Here is an 18,099-nt window from a genome sequence, read left to right on the forward strand (position 1 = left end):
CTTAATCCATCTTAAAATGGGTGAGCTTGTTTTTGATGCTGCGCAGCTGAGTTTTGATCGTATTGGTCGATTTGTGCAGGCGTTCGGAAATTTCCCGTTTGCTCATCCCGCTCCGGCGCAGTTCAAACACTTCCCGTTCAGTAGGCGATAGCTCCATCAGTTGAACTTCGCTTCTCATCGCTCTGGCGGCATCCGGATGAATGGAAGCCCGGCCGCTATTGGCCTCGCGGATTGCATTCAGAATATCCCGGTAGCTTGATTTGTTTATGTAATTCATGGCGCCAAGCCGGAAGGACTTCATAATGACTTCGGCTTCGGTGATGGAAGTCAGCATGATAATCTTTACGGAACGGTTTCGTTCCTGATGCAAAATTTGCTCGGCGGCATCCAGTCCGTCCAAATTGTTGCCGGTTAGATTAATGTCCATCAGAATTACGTCCAGATCCTGCTTCGAAGCCAGTTCAATGGCTTCCTCTTTGGTTGCGGCAACCCCGGCCACTTGGATGTCAGGCTCGTCTGCTAAATCCCCACTGATATGATCCCGCCAAAAGGAATCGTCCTCCACCAGCATGACCCGAATTCGCTCCATGAAAATAAATCCCTCCGCATCTTACAAAGTTTTACAATTAAACCCAGTATATCAGCGAAAATTACAAAAAGGTAGGATGAACCTTCTTCACCCCCAGGTGAAGAAAGTTCATCCTATTCGTCGTTTCACGCCCGGCCTATAATCCGAAATGCGGCCAGCAAGTTGAACGGCTGAACAATGAGGCGGAAGGCGGGGGATTAATTTCAAAGCGTAGCACGAAAGTTGTTGTATTAGAAACAACGGCCGAAAGGAGCGGGACGATATGTTTTTGGCCGAAGAAGTAGGCAAATTTGTAGAGCTGATCGCCGCTAAATACCCGGAAGCTGCCGTTCACCGATTCCAGGAGCCGGCTCATCCAGCGGCGGGAGAATTTGCGGTCACAGTGAAACAGGAGACCCGACGGAGCGAAACACGAAGCCATACGCTGGTCGAACGGCAGTATGCGATGGTCTGCTATGCCGAGGATGCGGAAACGGCGATCCTTACCATGGAATTGCTAAGCCGCTGCATTATGAACGAAGGCGTGGATGGCAAAGGGGTATCCTCGGGACCTATACGGGCGGAGTCGGTCAGCATCGACGCCCCGGAAAAAATGGACGGCGGTCTTCAGAGATGCATTGGTACGGTTTTAGTTCGTGCTAGGGAGTCCGTTACTTTCGAGAATTATGAAAAAATAGGCAAGGTAGAAACGCGCATGACAACTATTTGAAAGGTGGCATGAAATCATGGGTGGAACATGGGATTCAATTAGTTTACCGGTACGTCCGGGTCTGTATATTAATTTTGTGGAGGCGGCTGCCGCGCAAATCAAAGGCGGCGCGCGCGGAACGGTAGGTTTGCCGCTGTTTCAATATGCGGGAGCCGAAGCGGGCAAATTCTACACGATTGAAAAAGAATCTGAAGCGATTGAATTGTTCGGCGCAGCAGAGATAGAGCCGATTCGCCTCGTCTTGCAAGGCGGTGCTAAGGAGGTGCTCGTGTATACGGTTCCTAAAGGAGAAGACGGTAAATGGAACGCCGCGGCGTATACCGCAATTCGGGATGCATTCAGTTCCCGGCAATTCAATGTGTTCGTATTTCCGGATGAGATTTCCGAAGAAGAGCAGAAAGCGACTCAGTTATGGTGCAAAGACAACCGGGAAGACGAAGGCAAACATTTCATGACGGTATTTGGCGGCTCCGCCGAAGATGACGCCGATCCTGCAGCTGGCAATGAACGTACCGTTGATTTGGCGGATGATTATGTAGTTAATCTCATTTCCGGTGTCAATATTGGCGGTAACGTATACAGCTCGGGCAGGTATGCTCCGTATATTGCCGGTTTGATTGCCGGAACCGGAATCAATAAATCGATTACGTACACGCCTGTACGTGCAAACGATGTGATTAAGCGATTAAAGAATAGCGAAATCAATACAGCGCTGCAAAAAGGCTCGTTGGTGCTTGTGCACGACGGGGAGAAAGTGAAAGTGGAGCAGGGTCTCGTAACAAGCAAAAGAAAGATCCGCGCCATCCGGGCGCGTCAAGCGATCTCGACCGACATTCCCAAAGCGGCTGCCGAGTCTTACATAGGCAAGCTGGACAATAACGCCGACGGGCAGGCCGCACTCATTTCCGCCGTGAAGGCCTATCTGGAACGCCTCGAGCTGAACAATGTGCTGACCGATATCGTCGTCACGCTCGATCCCGACCGGAAGTCCGAAGGAGATACGGTATTCCTGCAGATCAGCTTTACGGAAATCGACAGTATGGAACGGATATTCCTGACGATCAAAGTTTAGTTTACAGTTTCTCATTTTTATTTAATTAGGAGGGGTTCATGTGCTGGATTCAACCCGTGTAATTAATGGGACTTACGGATACGTGTATTACGATGGAAAATGGCTGACCAATATCAAGTCGGCGGAAGCGAACGTGGAAATCACCAAGGAGGAGATTAAACGTTCCGGCACGCGCTGGACGGCGCATAAAGTGACCGGGCTTAGCGGATCCGGCACGATCACCGGCTACAAGGTAACTTCCGAATTCGTCGAGCTCATCGGCCAAATCGCCGACGACAGCAAGGGAACGTTTACCACGGAATTGATTTTGAAGCTGGAAGATCCGGAATCCTACGGTGCCTACCGGGTGCGTCTGAAGGGCGTTACTTTCGACAAAGTGCCTCTTATGCACTTCGAAGTCGGCTCCATTGTGGAGGAAGAGCTCCCGTTTAATTTCACCGGTTATGAGCTAATGGATAAGCTCGTGGCCGAATAAATCAACTAAGTCCGGAATTGGCAGGAACCCGGCTTGTCACCTGACATACTCATCCGGGTTCCTGGCCTTTCCCTATCAAGCGGAAACGCAAATGACCAAAAAAAGGAGATGGATCACGAATGGCAATTACGGAGAACAGACAAAGCAGCGTACTTCAGGCGCTTTTAAGCGCGGACAGCAAACCGACGAAGGATATTCCAATGAAACGGCTGGGAGTTGATTTCCAAATTCAGGCCCTGGACGGAAAGACGATCAACAAAATTCAGGAGCAATGCACGCACTATGTGGGAAAAGGACAAAAACGGGAGAAGATCATGGACGAAGAGCAGTTCGGAGCGCTCGTCATTCAAAAAGCCTGCCTGATTCCGGATTGGTCGGCCAAGGAATTGATCGAGAAATACGGAACACCGACGGAAGCGATCCTGGGCTTGCTGCTTGCGGGTGAAATCGCGAAGCTGTCGACGGAAATCTTGGAAATCAGCGGCTTCGACAGCGATGAAGACGAAATAAAAAACTGATCAAAGCGGGCGGTGAGGCCTTTCTGCTGCATCTTATTTTTCAGAGGCATCATATTTCTCCGGACGAGATGTACAACAAAGACGAGAATGTGAAGCGATTCATGTATGCTTCGATGATGCTCCAGCTGGAAGAAGAAGAAAAGATGCGCAAGGAGCAGGAAAGGGCTGCCCGCAGAACGAGGCCGTAAAGTCAGGCCCAGGGGGTGAATGGCTTTGAGTACGAGTTCCAGCCTCTCGGAGTTGGAGAAGTTGTCCAACCGCATCAAACAGGCGAAAGCGGATCTCTCAAAGTTGACAAGAGGAACGGTTCAGACCATAGGTATTGAACTGGCATTCAAGTTCACAAGCAAGAAAACGATTAAGAAATATTTCGACGATCAGGCCGCGGCGGTCCGGAAGGAGTCGCAAAGGGCGGCTCAGTTGGCGGCGGAACAAGCGAAAGCCGCCGAAGAGGCGGCCGAGAAGGCTACGATTGCTTATCTAACCCAGAACAAGGGGAAGAAAGCCAAACAGAGTCTGAGGAAAATGCTCGCAGCCAAGGAGGCCAGGGAGAAAGCTGCCGAGGCAGCGAGGGCCTCAAAGGCTGCAGCGCTTCAAGCGGAAGCGGCCAGGAAGAAAGCCGATCCGAACAGCATCCGCAGACGGATCAGCGAGAAGTTTGAGGAGCCGAAGGGCAAGATTGCGGCCTATTACAAAAGGCTTCGGCATCCGCTTGGGAACTTTGGCAACAATCCGCTGCAATCGTGGTGGTTGAAGCCGAACTTGCCGGCCAAGGCGGGAAGCGCCAAGGAAAAAACGGCTGGTGCCGCAAGCGCCGCGGCAAGTCCGCGGGACAAAATCGCCAGCGCGTTCAGCACGGCCGGAAGCTGGTTAAGTTCGGCCAAGGATCAATCCTTGGAAGCGGCCAAAGTGTTCGATGCCGCTTATGTCGTTTTGCGCTCCACCTCGGGGGCCTCTCAGAAGGAAATGGAGAGCCTGCTTCAATCTTTTAGAGTCGTGGGGGGGCAAGTGCCTCAAAGCTTGAGTGAAGTCGGTAAGGCAATGGGGATTTTGCAGCGGGATACCACGCTGACGGGAACCGGCCTGGAGAACTTGTCCAGGTTGCTATTAACGGCTTCCAGGCTTACCGGATCGGACAGCGCCGCAGCCGCAGAATCGGCCGCAAGGGCGATGAGCGTATGGGGAGTTGCCGCGAAGGACGGCGGGGAGATGCTGGAGAAGTTTTTTGCCGCGAGCCGCGCCGGAGGAGTGAATATGGGCGATCTGATGAAAAGGATGGCCCAGTTCGGCATGCCGATGCAGCAAATGGGCCTCAGCTTCGAGCAATCCATGGTGCTGATGGCCAAATGGCAGAAGGAAGGCATTAACCCGATTGAGGACGCCCTCAAGAAGAAGTTGCCGGATGGCGGATTCGCCAAGATTGCGGAAGACATGAGGAAGGCTTCGACTTCTGCGGAATTGGCCAAACTCGCCCTGGATAACTTCGGTCCATTGGTAGGCGGAGAACTGGCGACCGCGCTAAAAGGCGGGCAAGTGGAATTCAATGGAATGCTCGGGGCCATGAACCAGTCCAAGGAAGGAATCATGGGTCATGCCGAAGCCTTACAAAGCTTTGGGGACCGTTTCGATACCTTAAAGAACCGGATCACGATAGCTCTCGCGCCTTTAGGAGAAGCGCTGCTTCCGTTCGGGGAAGGCATGGTCGCCGCGCTCGAGTTCGTGATGGAATATGCGGATATTATGGGGGCCGCGCTGTTAGGCATGAGTGCCGTGTTGATCACCGCATTTGCACCTGCGCTGTGGGCTTCCGTTACCGCGCTATGGGCTTCGGCCATGGGTGCCTGGGCATTGGTTATTCCATTTTTGCCGCTGATCGCCATCGTCGCTTTGGTCGGGGCGGCCTTCGGTTTACTGGCTTATCTCGTTAAGTACCATATGGACGACATTCAAAGCATCATCGACACGATAACCGGCGGAATCGTAGGTGCGTTCAACTGGGTCTCGGACGGTATTAAGGGAGCTCTGGTTTCGGCCTGGGAGTATGTAATGGAAAAAATCAATTCACTCAAGTCGTTATTAGGCCTTGGCGTCAGCACTCAGGCTACCGTCCAACTGAATACAAACGCCGCGGGCCAGGCAACCGCGGGCGGCGGTCCGCCGACCAGCAAATATCACGGGATGGACTATGTCCCTTGTGATGGCATGATGGCCCGGTTACATAAGGGCGAACGGATCATGACGGCGAGCGAAAACCGGGAATTCTCCCAAGGCGGCACAGGGGGAACGATATCGATTACGGGCAATACGTTTAACGTCCGTCAGGAATCCGATATCGATGCCATTGCCAGAGCGTTGGCGCGCGAAATCAAGACGGCAGGAGGATTGATGGCATAATGGCATCGCTGGAATTCTGGCTTAAAACGATTGACGAGAAGGAATGGCTTTGGCTGCCGGTCAATCCGGACCGGGTCTCTGTCAAAACATCGCATGGTTACGACGACGTGCAGGTTACTCAGTTGGGAGAATACACGGTGATCGGGGAGGCCGCATTAAAGGAATACTCCTTTTCGTCTTTTTTTCCGCGCGATTATCATCCCGGATATTGCGAATATGAAGACCTTCCGGTGCCTTGGGACACCGTGGAGAAGATTGAGGAATGGATGAATAGGCGAACCCCTGTCCGCCTGGACATCACCGGTACCAAGATCAAAGGGCTGGTCACGATCCGTTCCTTCCAATATAGCGAACGCGCGGGAAATCCGGGCGACGTGTACTATGATCTGGAATTGAAGGAATTCAAGGAAGTACAGTTCCGCCAGGTGGAAACCTCGGGAACCGGCAAAGCGATGGTCATCACGGGGGAGCACCGCCCCGATACCAAGAAGCCTCCCGCATCTTATGTCGTCGTTCCAGGAGATACTTTATGGAAAATCGCCCAGCGGACGCTCGGAAACGGGGACCGGTGGAGTGAAATTTATGCGGCCAACGGAGCCGTCATCGGGAAAAATCCGAACCGGATAACCCCCGGACAGAAGCTGGTGATCCCTAAATGAACTGGAATGTCATCTACAACGATGCAAACCAAAACGTCTATTTGGATCATATCGTCAAGTCGATTCAATGGTCCGGCGATATCAAGCAGGCGTCCCGTAAGCTGGTTGTGGAGTTGTCCAATACGGGAGACTTGCGGGAACTGTTCATGACGTTCGAGAAGGGCGCGGAGCTGCGACTAATCCTGAATGAGAAGCAGGAGCTGTTTCGCGGCGTGCTGTTTGCGGACCAGATCAACGCCAAGGGGCAAATGACCTTAACGGCTTATGACGAAAATATTTATCTGACCAAGAGCAAGGATACGAAAATTTTTCGCGGTCAATCCGCATCGGCAATCATCAAACGGCTGTGCAATGAGTTTTCCGTCCCGACGGGTGAAATACACGATACGGGTTATGTGATTCCGAAGCTGGTTTTCCGCGAGAAAACGCTCTTTGAGATGATGGTGACCGCGCTCACCGAAACCCAGAAGCAAAACGGACAGCATTTTTGGATCACCTCAAAGGAAGGCAAATTGCAGCTGTTGGCCCGGAAAGAGCAGGAAGGAAAATGGGTACTGGAAAACGGGGTCAACCTGCTGGATGCCAGCTACTCCCAATCGATCGAAGATACCCGTACACAGATTAAGGTCATCGGTGACGATGCGAAGAAAAAGGAAATCTCCGCGAACGCCAAGGATGGAGAACTGATCAAACGGTTCGGAGTCATGCAGCATCTGGAGAAGCCGGAAAAAGAAATGACCAAATCACAAATGGAGCAGAGGGCAAAGCAATTGCTGAAGGATTTGTCCACGATCGAGGATCAGGCCCGCATCGATTGTTTAGGCATACCCGATGTGGTTGCGGGTTCCTGCGTTTACGTCAAGGAATCGATAACGGGGATTCTCGGCGGATACTATGTATCGGCCGATGAACACCGGTTCCAGAACGGAAGCCATACGATGTCGCTGACTCTGTCGGCGACCGATGACATTCCGAAGATGGAATACAAGGAAGAAAAGAAGGGGGCCAAGTAATGGAACGCATTGAAGGCTCGGGAGCAAGCCAGCTGGTGCAGTTGATCCGCAAGATTGGATACAACAGCGAAATCACCTTCGAGCTTGCGACCGTCACGGCCAAACCTCCTGACTTGAAGATCAAGGTGGATCATATGAATGTGGAGCTTGAAAAGGATGATCTGATCGTCGCCCAGTCGCTGACAAAGTATACGCGGAAAGCGAACCTCAGCACCGAGAATAAAGCGGAGATCTCCTCATCCTCCATATCCCAGTCCTCTACTTTAACTTTATCGCAAGGAACGGGAACCATAGAGTTCCTTTCTTTTGGGCTGGCCTCCGCAAAATTTGTCGCTAAAGAAGTTGAACTGGAATTTCTCGACGAGCTCAAGGAAGGCGACCGGGTCATCGTCGCCGGGATTCATCAGGGGCAGACCTACATTATTTTGGATCGGGCGGTGATGTACTAATGGGGTTATCTCCGCTGCAAAGCAGGGAAGAACGTTTTGTGGAGGTGAAGCCGGTTCCGTCCGCTTCGCGGACATTCAGCCTTGATCTGGAATCGGGCGAATTAGCCGAGCGTATGGTGGACGGTAAAGAGGCGGTATGCCAGTCCATTCGCAAAGCGATCCAAACGGCGCGTTATCGTTATTTGATCTACAACGGCCAATACGGCTGCGAGCTTGAAAGCCTGCTGGGTCAGGACATTTCACAGCAATTGTTAAAAAGTGAAATCACTCGGGTCATTACCGAAGCTCTCCTGGAGGACGACCGTATTCAGGAGGTCCGAAATTTTCAAATCGCCAGGGATAACGATAAATTGTTCGTCACGTTTACGGTCCAGACCAGCGAAGGAATCATTGAGCAGGAGGTGAGTATTTAACCGTGTATGAAAATCAGACGAAAGCAGCGATATTGCAGCGGATGCTGGACGCTACCCCGGTGGAACTGGATAAACGTCAGGGATCGGTCACCTTCGACTTGCTATCCCCTGCCGCCATTGAGCTGGCGCATGCCTACATTGAGCTTGATAATGTATTGAAATTCGGTTTTGCCGGCCCGCAGCAGCCGGGTGAATTTCTTGATTTGCGTGCGGGCGAATTCGGCCTTACCCGTCTTCCGAGCGTCAAGGCGGAGGGGGAACTTCTCTTCCGTGGCGACGAGAATACGGTCATCCCGCTTGGGACCGCCGTATCTACGGATGAAGAGGAAGCCGTCGTGTTTGTGACTTCCGAGGAAGGAATCATCAAACAGGGCAAAGCCGTTGTGAAGGCTAATGCGGTTTTGGGCGGCAGCCGGGGGAATGTAGCGGCAAGCCGGATTACGCTGGTCCTGGGCAATCAATCGGGCATCGTTACCGTAACGAACCCGGACCCTTTTGCCAACGGGGCGGAAATCGAATCGGACGAATCGCTTCTGGTAAGATATTTCGACCGCGTGCGTAGACCGGCGACCAGCGGCAACGCTTGGCATTATAGACAATGGGCGCTGGAAGTGCGGGGCGTTGGCGACGTGAAGGTATTTCCCGTATGGAATGGCGGGGGCACCGTGAAGCTGTCCATCCTGTCGGCAGATAAAAGAGCTCCAGGACCAACGATCATCAAGCATGTCCAAGAAGCGGTGGAAGAGCGCCGCCCGGTTGGCGCCCTGGTCACCGTATCTCCCGCGGAGGAAGTGAAGATTGACGTATCTGCCCGATTGACACTGGCACCCGGTTCGGTACTGGCGGACGTGAAGGTGCAGTTTGCCAAGGAATTGGAGAAATATCTGGCGGATTTAGCTTTTCATAGCACCGTGGTTCCATATAACAGGGTGTTTGGGCTTTTGCTTGATATTGAAGCAGTCACCGACTTTAAAGAATTGAAGATTAACGGAGCTTCGGAGAATCTGCAAATCAATGAAGATCAAGTGGCCGTAGCCGGGGCGGTGAATTTCGTTGTCTCGTAATATAAAGACCGATATGCTTGATTATTTGCCCCATTATTATGGTGACTCCCGTATAGTAAGGAATTTGACCGCCCGGGAAGCGAAAGAATTCATACAGCTGCAGGACCGGATTCAGGATGTACTGCAGCAGTTTTTTGTCGATACCGCAGTTTGGGGGTTGTCCTATTGGGAAACCGTTTGCGGTATTCCCGTCGACGAGAGCAAGCCTAAGGAGCAGAGACGTTCCGTCATTAAATCGAAGCTGCGGGGAGCCGGGACGGTGACCCTTGCCGTCATTAAAAATGTGGTGGATTCGTTTGAAAACGGGGAAATCCAGCTCCAGGAAAACTTCGCGAAATATGAAGTAGTGATCACGTTCATCGGGAAGCGCGGCGTTCCGCCGAATCTGAATGATGTAAGAACGGCGCTTCGCGAAATCGTTCCCGCCCATTTAAGCATCCGGTTCGAATATACCTACTTGAGATGGGAAGAGTTGGATAGTGCGAAATTGAATTGGGATGAGCTTGAGGCTCTAAACATGACTTGGGACCAGTTGGAAGTCTGGAAGCCCGAAGCTAAGAAATTGTAACTGCATGTAATTAGAAAGGGGGAGCACGATGCCTAAACTGCCAACCGGGCTCAAAACATTTGAGCCCTCCGATACGGTCAGAAGAATCGCACAGAATGAAAATATTGAGGCAACCGACGCGTTGTTTCACGGCACGAGCGGCCATCACCACACGGGAAAGGCAGGCGATGCGCCGCAGATCCGGAGCGAGGGGATCGCCGGAGGGGCGGTGACGACCGACAAGATCGCGGCGGTTGCCGTTACCGGAGACAAAGTGGCGCGCTATACGCTATGCCGCCGACATTTGAAATCGGGCCGGATCAGCGGAAATATTGCCAAGTACAAACAGGTTACGGTGACGGCCGGACAGCTTAGCGGATTGCCAACCGTTCCGTATTTTCAGAGCGGTCTGAACGATAATTTCTGGGCTCTTTACTCGGCCTACAATCCGTTTCCCCAATCCATGACCGTGGCGCTGGGAGCGGAATATGCCGATATGGAGGGAGTCAGCTTTGAAAAAGGCTGGAACTCCGATCCCAAGGGCTTCTACGTGGATGTGAGCAGCGATAATGTGAATTGGCGCAGAGCCTATTCCTATACGCGCAGCGGTTCCGAAGAATTCCCGAGATATCACCCGTTCGATCAGGCAATGAACGGGTCCTATGTCCGATTGACGGTCACGGCCCCAAACGATCAGACGGGAAATGCCATTATCGCCGGCTTCGGCGTTTACAGTAGAGCTTCGCAGGAGAGCAGTCCCGACTTTCGCTTGGAAAAAGGGCTGCTGCAATATCATGACGGATCGGGGTGGAAAGGTGTGGGGATTAAAAGCGTACAGCGCGGAGCAACCAGTATCTCGTATTTTTATCCGAACGGAAACGGAACATTGATTCGAGACGTGGCGATCACTGCGGTAAATCCGCAGAAAACATTTGTCAATATTACCACATCCGGGTTGTCCCACTGGTCCCAAGGCTCGCCCCTGATGGACGGATCGGTTTGTGCCAGGCTCGTGGGAAATAACGTGGTAAGGTTTAATTTTATGGAAGGTTTCTTTGAAGCCTATGCCGAGATTTCTTGGGAGGTGATCGAGTTTGCCTAATTACTATGCGCAAATTGATGAAGAAGGCCGCGTTTTCACGCTCAGCGAGCTGGCCGGAGAGGTTAAGCACGATCACCTGATCCCGATCAGCGAGGAGCAATATCAGGACCGCAGGCTGATGCATACAAGGTATGTCGATGGCGATTTTCAAGGATTGTTTGCCGTGATAGAGGCAGACAAACCGGCCATCAAGCCGGATGGCGAAGATGTGCTGACGGTTCAGGTTACCGTGACTGATTGGCAGGGGAAAGTGCAGAAAGCATACAATGAGGAGCTGGAGGTCGAACTGAACGGAATGCGGCAAAGCCTGAAATTGACTAAGGGTACGGCGGATATCACGATCAGCAGCAGCGAGCCGGGACAATTTGTGTTGAAGACTGCCGGCCTGGACCGGAATAGCGAGCTGAAGGTGGTGGTTACGGATGGCAACTAAAAAGCCTGTGAACAAAACGCCTCATTTTCATATTCCGGCTGACCCGCTAAGGGTTAAATCGGAGGAGATCCGGGCACGAAGCCTGGACAGAAAAGAGCAAGGGCTTCGAGCCGCAAAGGGAGTGCAGGAGAACGCGGTGACGCTGGAAACTCTCTATAGCATGCTAACAGACGTGCTTGAGAGGCAAGAGATTCTGGAACAGTGGATACGTAAAAACGTAAAATGAGCTCTCCGTAATGCTGCCTATATGACAAGTGTCATATGAAAATAATGATATTTGAGAGTACCCCTGATTTCTGATCTTTTATATGATCAATATAGAAGCTCAGAGAAAGTGGGAAATCATATTGATTAACACAGATGCAAACAAGACGAAGCAGTTGCATAATGATGTTGCACCGTTTGCCAAATCTGATACGCGAATCAGTATTAACCAAATCATCAATACCATACTGCCGTTGTTACTCATTTGGGGAGCCGGCTATGCGGTATTGCCTTATTCACCATGGTACACCGTATTATGTAGCGTTATTGCATCAGGCTTCGTTGTGCGTACATTTATTATTTTCCATGATTGTACACACGGGTCGTTCTTCAAGAGCAAAAGAGCCAATGATATTGTCGGAAATATTACAGGGATCCTGACTTCCTTCCCCTACGAAAAGTGGAAACGCGAGCATACGCTTCATCACGCAACAAGCTCGAACTTGGATAAGCGCGGGATCGGCGATATCGATATGCTGACTGTGGATGAGTATTTGGCCAAATCGAAGTTTGGTCGCCTAGGGTATCGTGTATACCGCAATCCGTTAGTGATGTTTGGATTAGGCCCTCTATACATGGTGCTTGTATTAAATCGATTTAACCGTAGTGGGGTACGTAAAAAGGAGCGGTTGAATACTTATTTTTCTAATATCATGTTGTTGGCTGTCTGTGCAGCACTCATTCTGGCATTTGGCTGGACTGCATTCTTACTTGTGCATGGTCTAACGTTATTGATCGCAGGGTCGATGGGGATTTGGTTATTCTATATTCAGCACACGTACGAGGATTCTTATTTTGAACATAATTCGAAGTGGGATTATGTCAAAGCAGCCGTTGAAGGCAGTTCTTACTATAAGCTGCCAAAATTACTGCAATGGGTAACTGGTAACATCGGCTTCCACCATGTTCACCATTTGGCGCCTCGCGTACCGAACTATAAGCTGGAGGATGCTCATGAGTCGATTCCGCCATTACAACAGGCAACCACGATCACGCTAAAGACGAGTTTAGAGTCGATTCGTTATAAGCTCTATGACCCTGAACGGCATAAATTCGTAACGTTTAAAGAGGCTGCAAAGTTAGAAGTGACTCGCAATAAAGTGGTATTGACTAAAAAATACAGCTAGCTTTTTGGAAGGGTGCCTCTACATAGGTAAGAGGTGCCCTTTTTGAGTTATAATGATTGAAAAAGCGAACATAAGAAGCGAGGCTGTTATGCAAAAGTGGTACAGTATCATTCCTAAAAGTCCGATGTTAAGTATCTATCTGTGGATCATCGTCTGCATTATGCCCTTCTACTTTATTATTCATATTATCCATTCGTTTTCATTGTGGCTCATTAGCGTAGCGGTATTATTGATTATCCTATATTTTTTAAGCTACTATTTTTCGTTCAGTGCACGGACGGGCCTGAAGTACATGTGGATCAGCCTCCAAATGGTGCTGAATATTCTAATGACGCTTTCGTTTGGTTATGCGTATTTTGTCCTCTTTACGGCGATTTTGATCGGTTTTAATTTCAAGAAGGCTGTTGGCTTTTATATCATGTATGGTTTGAATATTCTGTTTACAACGGTCACCATCGAAGTGGGGTATTTTTTCTTCCAGGATTTGTTTATATCCCAAACGCCTTTCATTATCGTTACTGCTCTAGGTGTAGTATTAGTGCCCTTTGCTCTATATTCCAAGTCGAAACGCGAGAATCTGGAGGGGGAGCTTGTAACGGCAAACGAGCGTATTTCCGAGCTGACGGTGCATGAGGAGCGCCAGCGTATTGCACGCGATTTGCATGATACGCTGGGTCAGAAGCTATCCATGATCGGATTGAAAAGTGATTTGGCGACACGCTTAGTAGAGAATAATCCGCAACAGGCCATCCAGGAAATCAGGGATATTCGTCAAACGGCAAGCATTGCTCTCAAAGAAGTTCGTGAGCTGGTGGCGGATATACGCGCGATCCATCTGGCGGATGAATTGGTTCGTGTCGAACAGATATTAAAGGCCGCGCAGATTAAATTCCGTTTAAACGGGGATACCAGTGAGATTCATATGCCGGTTTTTGCTGAAAATATCGTAAGTATGTGCTTGAAAGAAGCGGTAACCAATATCGTGAAGCATAGTCAGGCAACGATCTGTCGCATCAGTTTTTATCAAAGTGATGAAATGTTTAAGCTGACGATTCATGATAACGGAATCGGTTTTCCGAATGTCAAACGATTTGAAGGCGGCAACGGCTTGAAAGGAATCCAGGAACGAATTGATTTTATTAACGGTTCCTTTCATATGAAGACGGACAAAGGTACGACCATGATTATTTCTGTCCCGGTTACGATTACAAACCAATAAGGGGGGAAGACCATATGATTCGTATTGTGATAGCGGAAGATCAGGGGATGCTGCTCGGTGCCATGCAATCCTTGTTAAACATGGAGGAAGATTTTGAAGTAGTCGGCATTGCCAGAAACGGCGAGGAAGCCGTTAAGCTGGTGATTGAATTACAGCCGGATATTTGCATTATGGATATCGAGATGCCGATCCAGACCGGTTTGGACGCCGCGGAGGCGCTTTTGGACAGCGACTGTAAGATCATTATCCTAACCACGTTTGCGCGTCCCGGTTATTTTGAACGTGCCCGCAAGGCGGGGGTCCGCGGTTATTTACTGAAGGACAGTCCCATTGAGGAATTAATAGCTTCGATTCGCATTATTATGGAAGGCCGCCGTATTTATGCTCCGGAGCTTGTGGATTTTGTCTATGAGGATGATAGCGAGAATCCGCTCACGAACCGCGAAATCCAGGTGTTGGAGCTTGTTGCCGAGGGCAAGAAGACAAAGGAGGTTGCGGAGGAGCTTTACCTCTCCCAGGGAACCGTACGCAACTATATATCAACGATCTTAGAAAAGCTGAAGGTGGGGAACCGGATCGAGGCTATTGCGCGATTTAAGGAAAAGGGGTGGAATAAGTAATCGAAATCACGGGGTCGGGGGTCATCCTCATTCATAATAGGATTGTCGAATATTACTTTAAGGTTTCCGGTTCGCTCATAGTATAATATAGTGACCCCTATTAGAAGAGGTGAACAAATGCTTGATGCAGAGCTCAGTATCATGGATTATTTTACGGAACAAAATATTCAGCTGTTTCTGGACAGGTTCAGATCGCTTGGGCCGCTGCCCGGAATTTTGCTCACGTTTATGAAATCTTTCGTCCCGCCGCTGCCTACGATCATTATTGTCGGGGCTAATGCAGCCATTTACGGTATGTGGCAGGGATTCTTATATTCCTGGATCGGTCTCGTAGCCGGAAGCCTGCTCACGTTTCTGCTCATTCGCAAAGCAGCCGGTTCCGCACTCATCCGGAGATGGGCCGAGAAGCCTAAAGTGCAGAAGGCGATGGTCTGGGCCCGGAAGAACGGGTTCAGCTTTGTATTCCTGCTCAGCATGCTCCCGGTCGGACCTTTCGTAGTCATAAACATGGCCGCGGGGCTGACGCGGATGCCGGTGAGAACCTTTGCGGCGGCGGTGGCTTTAGGCAAGGCGGTCATGGTCTTCTGCGTGTCCTACATCGGGACCCATTTGTCCGATTTTGTGGACCAGCCGGCCAAATTTCTCGGCGTCGCGCTGTTTATCGCAGCTTCGCTGTGGCTGAACCGGAAGCTGCAGGCTTATTTTACGTCAGTTGCCGTTGCAGCAGCCGAGCCGGCGGAATAAAGCAGGCGTTGCTGGCGCTTGCCGGCTGTCACCGGTAAAGCGCCGAGATTGCCGCCGCTTCGGCGCCGATCAACTCCCGCAGCTCCTGCGGGTGCAGTGCTTCGGCTTCCCGGCCGCAGGCGAGCAAAATTTCACACGCTGAATCCAGCGTGTGAAACTCGATGCTTACGCGCATCCAGCCAGGCTGGCCATTCTCTGGCTCGGCGCTAAGCACCTTGGCGTAGCGCTCCCGCTTCAACCGGGCGAGCCTCCGCTCCGTGATGCGGATCTGTGCCGGGTACCGCGGCAGAGCGGATTTGAAATCCGCGGTCGATTGCTCCCAGTACCCGCTCAGTGAGAAGTCGTTCGGGCGCTGAAAGGACTCTTCCAGCACAGCGGCCTCCGTGATCCGGGAGATGCGGAAAGTCTTCATCTCTCCGTTCTCCTCCGCCACCAGATACCAGACGTTTCGTTTGGCCACCAGGCCTAACGGGTGAACGGTCCGTCTGGAGATGGCACCGGCGTTGACGGCATCGCTGTCCGATTTGCGGTAGGATATGTCCAGCTTGCGTTGTCCCCAGACCGCTTCCTGCACTATCTTTAACAGCGGAAAGCTTTCGCCCGATGTATGCCAGCCGGCTCCGTCGATATGAATGCGTTCCGAGAGCATTTCGGCATCCTGCCGGACAGGGGCAGGAGAGGAAGCGAGCAGCTTCTGGTACGCGGCTTCGAAACTCCGCTTCGGAATTCCTATCTCTCCCAGCAGATGACTGTAACTGGTCAAAAGCAGTGAGAGAATTTCTTCCTGATTCATCCCCGTCAGACTTGTCCGGTAATTCTCCGCCAGCATCCATCCGCCAAGAGGACCGCGTTCCGCATACACCGGAATTCCGGCGGAGCTCAAAGCGTCCATATCCCTCACGATCGTCCTCTCCGAGACCTCCAGTTTTTCAGCAAGCTGGCGCGAGTTTAATTTGCCGCCGTTCTGCAGCAACAGCAAAATGGACAGCAGCCGATCCGCTCTCATGTACATCCCTTCCTTCATCTTCTTTTCCTAGTTTGAATTGTATCATTTATATAAGACAATGGATGTCATATTTGTCGGGTAAACTGAAAATGTCTTTAGAAACAGAAGTTATCGGGAGGATGATCCATCTATGGAAAACAAGACTTTGAAGCCATTGGCCGGGAAAGTTGCCGTGGTAGCCGGAGCCACGCGGGGAGCGGGCCGCGGGATCGCCGTCATGCTGGGGGCGGCGGGAGCTACCGTTTATTGCACGGGACGCAGCGTCCGTGGCGGCGCCTCGGACATCAATCGGTCCGAAACGATCGACGATACGGCGGAGATGGTTACTGCTCGCGGCGGAATCGGTATTCCGATCCGCTGTGACCATACGCAGGAAGAGGAAGTTAAGGCTTTGTTCGAGCGGATCGCCAAGGAACAAGAAGGACGCCTCGACCTCCTCGTCAATGATATTTGGGGCGGAGAGCAGTTGACGCATTGGGGTACTCCGTTTTGGGAGCAGCCTTTAGGCGATGCGCTGCTCATGCAGGAGCGGGCGATCAAGACCCATTTGATCACGAGCTACTACGGGGCTCCCTTAATGATCAAACGGGGAGAGGGACTGATCATAGAAGTTACTGACGGATCCACTTATAATTACCGGGGGAATTTGTACTACAGTCTCGCCAAAATTTCGCCGATCCACTTGGCGGCGGCTATGGCGGAGGAGCTGCGCCCGCATCATATTACCGCCCTCGCGGTTACACCGGGATTCCTGCGGTCCGAACAAATGCTGGATCATTTTGGAGTGGGGGAAGATAACTGGCGGGATGCGGTTGCCCAGGAACCGCATTACATTGAATCGGAAACGCCTTACTTTGTCGGCCAGGGCGTAGCTGCCCTTGCCGGTGATCCTAATGTCCATGAAAAGTCCGGCCGTGCACTGACAAGCTGGGATTTGTCCGACGAGTACGGATTTAGCGATGTCGACGGCAGACAGCCGCATTGGGGTAACTATGCGAAAAAGCAGGGGCTTCCAGTGAACTGAATTAAATGTTAAATAACAATAGCCCCTGACCGGTCCATTAACCGTCAGGGGCTTTCATTTGAAGTGATTCTATATTAAGCTTTGTTCCAACATCTTGGGGGGCGACCTCAAACACGACTACGAGCCTCTAGAACCGGCTCCCATTTTGCACTTGGCCCGCATTCCGTTCGAAGGCCACGATCCAGTCTCCCTGGACTGCGGCGTATCCGACGTCTCCCTCGGCGACAAGGCCGTACAGATTTTTTACGTCCAGATATTCCTGCCGCTGCCCGTTATCGAATTCCAGCGTGATGTAATAATAGGTGCTCGAAGAGTTATGCATGGAATCATTCATATTGTGCGAGTGATGTCTTACGTCCATTCGTTTAGATACGATGCGGGCGTAACGTGAATCTTTTGGTGAGCTGGCGTTCTTCACATATTTTGCGCCGCTGCTAATAAATCCGATAATGACGATAACAAACACGATCACGATCAAGATGGGTACCAGCGTAAACATAAAATTAAAACCAGAACTAGCGCTCCCGCCGCCAAACGGAAAAGGGTCAGGTCCGAAGTTCATTTCCGAGGCCTCCTTTAATAAGTTGTTCAAAAAGTCATCTTTCCATGACGAAGCAGATCATGATGAGGGTTCGACGTCGAATCTTGAATTCAGCCG

Annotated in this window: 22 protein-coding genes; 19 read left to right on the forward strand and 3 right to left on the reverse strand. The window is 51.1% G+C overall.

What is annotated here, in order from left to right; translation table 11 throughout:
- Window position 1 precedes the first annotated feature (1 nt).
- Entirely contained in the window at window positions 2–589 is a 588-nt protein-coding gene (locus tag KB559_RS19630) for a response regulator transcription factor (RefSeq protein ID WP_211024207.1), read from the reverse strand.
- A gap of 262 nt (window positions 590–851) precedes the next feature.
- Between KB559_RS19630 and KB559_RS19635 the strand changes: the two genes are divergently transcribed.
- The 18 genes from KB559_RS19635 (at window position 852) to KB559_RS19720 (ending at window position 15,411) form a co-directional block, all read left to right on the forward strand.
- Entirely contained in the window at window positions 852–1,298 is a 447-nt protein-coding gene (locus KB559_RS19635) for a hypothetical protein (RefSeq protein ID WP_211024209.1), read from the forward strand.
- A gap of 16 nt (window positions 1,299–1,314) precedes the next feature.
- Window positions 1,315–2,370: a phage tail sheath subtilisin-like domain-containing protein gene (locus tag KB559_RS19640; protein ID WP_211024211.1), complete on the forward strand. Its 1,056-nt coding sequence runs from the start codon at window positions 1,315–1,317 to the stop codon at window positions 2,368–2,370.
- 40 nt (window positions 2,371–2,410) lie between these two features.
- A complete protein-coding gene (locus KB559_RS19645) occupies window positions 2,411–2,845 on the forward strand; it encodes a phage tail tube protein (RefSeq protein WP_211024213.1) in 435 nt (144 codons plus the stop codon).
- A gap of 119 nt (window positions 2,846–2,964) precedes the next feature.
- Complete coding sequence (locus tag KB559_RS19650; RefSeq protein WP_211024215.1) at window positions 2,965–3,363, forward strand: phage tail assembly chaperone; 399 nt, start codon at window positions 2,965–2,967, stop codon at window positions 3,361–3,363.
- A 213-nt stretch (window positions 3,364–3,576) separates the two neighbouring features.
- Window positions 3,577–5,757 (forward strand): phage tail tape measure protein, encoded by a 2,181-nt coding sequence (locus KB559_RS19655; RefSeq protein WP_211024217.1) that lies wholly within the window; start codon window positions 3,577–3,579, stop codon window positions 5,755–5,757.
- Complete coding sequence (locus KB559_RS19660) at window positions 5,757–6,416, forward strand: LysM peptidoglycan-binding domain-containing protein (protein WP_211024220.1); 660 nt, start codon at window positions 5,757–5,759, stop codon at window positions 6,414–6,416. Before KB559_RS19655 ends, KB559_RS19660 begins: the two co-directional genes overlap by 1 nt.
- Window positions 6,413–7,429, forward strand: coding sequence for an XkdQ/YqbQ family protein (locus KB559_RS19665; RefSeq protein ID WP_211024221.1), 1,017 nt, complete (start codon window positions 6,413–6,415; stop codon window positions 7,427–7,429). The genes KB559_RS19660 and KB559_RS19665 overlap by 4 nt, the downstream gene beginning before the upstream one ends.
- Window positions 7,429–7,878 carry a DUF2577 family protein gene (locus KB559_RS19670; RefSeq protein WP_211024223.1) on the forward strand — a complete coding sequence of 150 codons (450 nt, stop codon included), beginning with the start codon at window positions 7,429–7,431 and terminating at the stop codon, window positions 7,876–7,878. The genes KB559_RS19665 and KB559_RS19670 overlap by 1 nt, the downstream gene beginning before the upstream one ends.
- Entirely contained in the window at window positions 7,878–8,291 is a 414-nt protein-coding gene (locus KB559_RS19675) for a DUF2634 domain-containing protein (protein WP_211024225.1), read from the forward strand. The genes KB559_RS19670 and KB559_RS19675 overlap by 1 nt, the downstream gene beginning before the upstream one ends.
- Window positions 8,292–8,293: 2 nt before the next feature.
- Window positions 8,294–9,355: a baseplate J/gp47 family protein gene (locus KB559_RS19680; RefSeq protein WP_211024227.1), complete on the forward strand. Its 1,062-nt coding sequence runs from the start codon at window positions 8,294–8,296 to the stop codon at window positions 9,353–9,355.
- Window positions 9,345–9,923, forward strand: a complete 579-nt coding sequence (locus KB559_RS19685) for a YmfQ family protein (RefSeq protein WP_244861607.1) — start codon at window positions 9,345–9,347, stop codon at window positions 9,921–9,923. Before KB559_RS19680 ends, KB559_RS19685 begins: the two co-directional genes overlap by 11 nt.
- A 28-nt stretch (window positions 9,924–9,951) precedes the next feature.
- On the forward strand, window positions 9,952–11,004 hold the full coding sequence (locus KB559_RS19690; RefSeq protein ID WP_211024229.1) for a discoidin domain-containing protein: 1,053 nt from the start codon (window positions 9,952–9,954) through the stop codon (window positions 11,002–11,004).
- Entirely contained in the window at window positions 10,997–11,437 is a 441-nt protein-coding gene (locus KB559_RS19695) for a hypothetical protein (RefSeq protein ID WP_211024231.1), read from the forward strand. Before KB559_RS19690 ends, KB559_RS19695 begins: the two co-directional genes overlap by 8 nt.
- Window positions 11,427–11,663: a hypothetical protein gene (locus KB559_RS19700; RefSeq protein WP_211024233.1), complete on the forward strand. Its 237-nt coding sequence runs from the start codon at window positions 11,427–11,429 to the stop codon at window positions 11,661–11,663. Before KB559_RS19695 ends, KB559_RS19700 begins: the two co-directional genes overlap by 11 nt.
- Window positions 11,664–11,745: 82 nt before the next feature.
- Window positions 11,746–12,828, forward strand: a complete 1,083-nt coding sequence (gene desA / locus KB559_RS19705; protein ID WP_211024236.1) for a Delta(5) desaturase DesA — start codon at window positions 11,746–11,748, stop codon at window positions 12,826–12,828.
- An 88-nt stretch (window positions 12,829–12,916) separates the two neighbouring features.
- On the forward strand, window positions 12,917–14,047 hold the full coding sequence (locus tag KB559_RS19710) for a sensor histidine kinase (RefSeq protein ID WP_211024238.1): 1,131 nt from the start codon (window positions 12,917–12,919) through the stop codon (window positions 14,045–14,047).
- A gap of 14 nt (window positions 14,048–14,061) precedes the next feature.
- Complete coding sequence (locus tag KB559_RS19715; RefSeq protein WP_211024240.1) at window positions 14,062–14,667, forward strand: response regulator transcription factor; 606 nt, start codon at window positions 14,062–14,064, stop codon at window positions 14,665–14,667.
- A gap of 117 nt (window positions 14,668–14,784) precedes the next feature.
- On the forward strand, window positions 14,785–15,411 hold the full coding sequence (locus KB559_RS19720; RefSeq protein ID WP_211024242.1) for a TVP38/TMEM64 family protein: 627 nt from the start codon (window positions 14,785–14,787) through the stop codon (window positions 15,409–15,411).
- Window positions 15,412–15,439: 28 nt separating this feature from the next.
- On the opposite strand, the gene KB559_RS19725 is transcribed toward KB559_RS19720, so the two are convergent.
- Window positions 15,440–16,417: a helix-turn-helix transcriptional regulator gene (locus KB559_RS19725; protein ID WP_211024244.1), complete on the reverse strand. Its 978-nt coding sequence runs from the start codon at window positions 16,415–16,417 to the stop codon at window positions 15,440–15,442.
- Between the two features lie 130 nt (window positions 16,418–16,547).
- Here KB559_RS19725 and KB559_RS19730 point away from each other — a divergent pair, with 130 nt between their 5' ends.
- A complete protein-coding gene (locus tag KB559_RS19730; protein WP_211024246.1) occupies window positions 16,548–17,441 on the forward strand; it encodes an SDR family oxidoreductase in 894 nt (297 codons plus the stop codon).
- A gap of 127 nt (window positions 17,442–17,568) precedes the next feature.
- On the opposite strand, the gene KB559_RS19735 is transcribed toward KB559_RS19730, so the two are convergent.
- A complete protein-coding gene (locus tag KB559_RS19735; protein WP_247681965.1) occupies window positions 17,569–18,003 on the reverse strand; it encodes a DUF2500 domain-containing protein in 435 nt (144 codons plus the stop codon).
- Between the last annotated feature and the right edge of the window lie 96 nt (window positions 18,004–18,099).

This window comes from Paenibacillus sp. Marseille-P2973, from assembly GCF_018101095.1.
Taxonomy (GTDB): Bacteria; Bacillota; Bacilli; order Paenibacillales; family Paenibacillaceae; genus Fontibacillus; species Fontibacillus vini.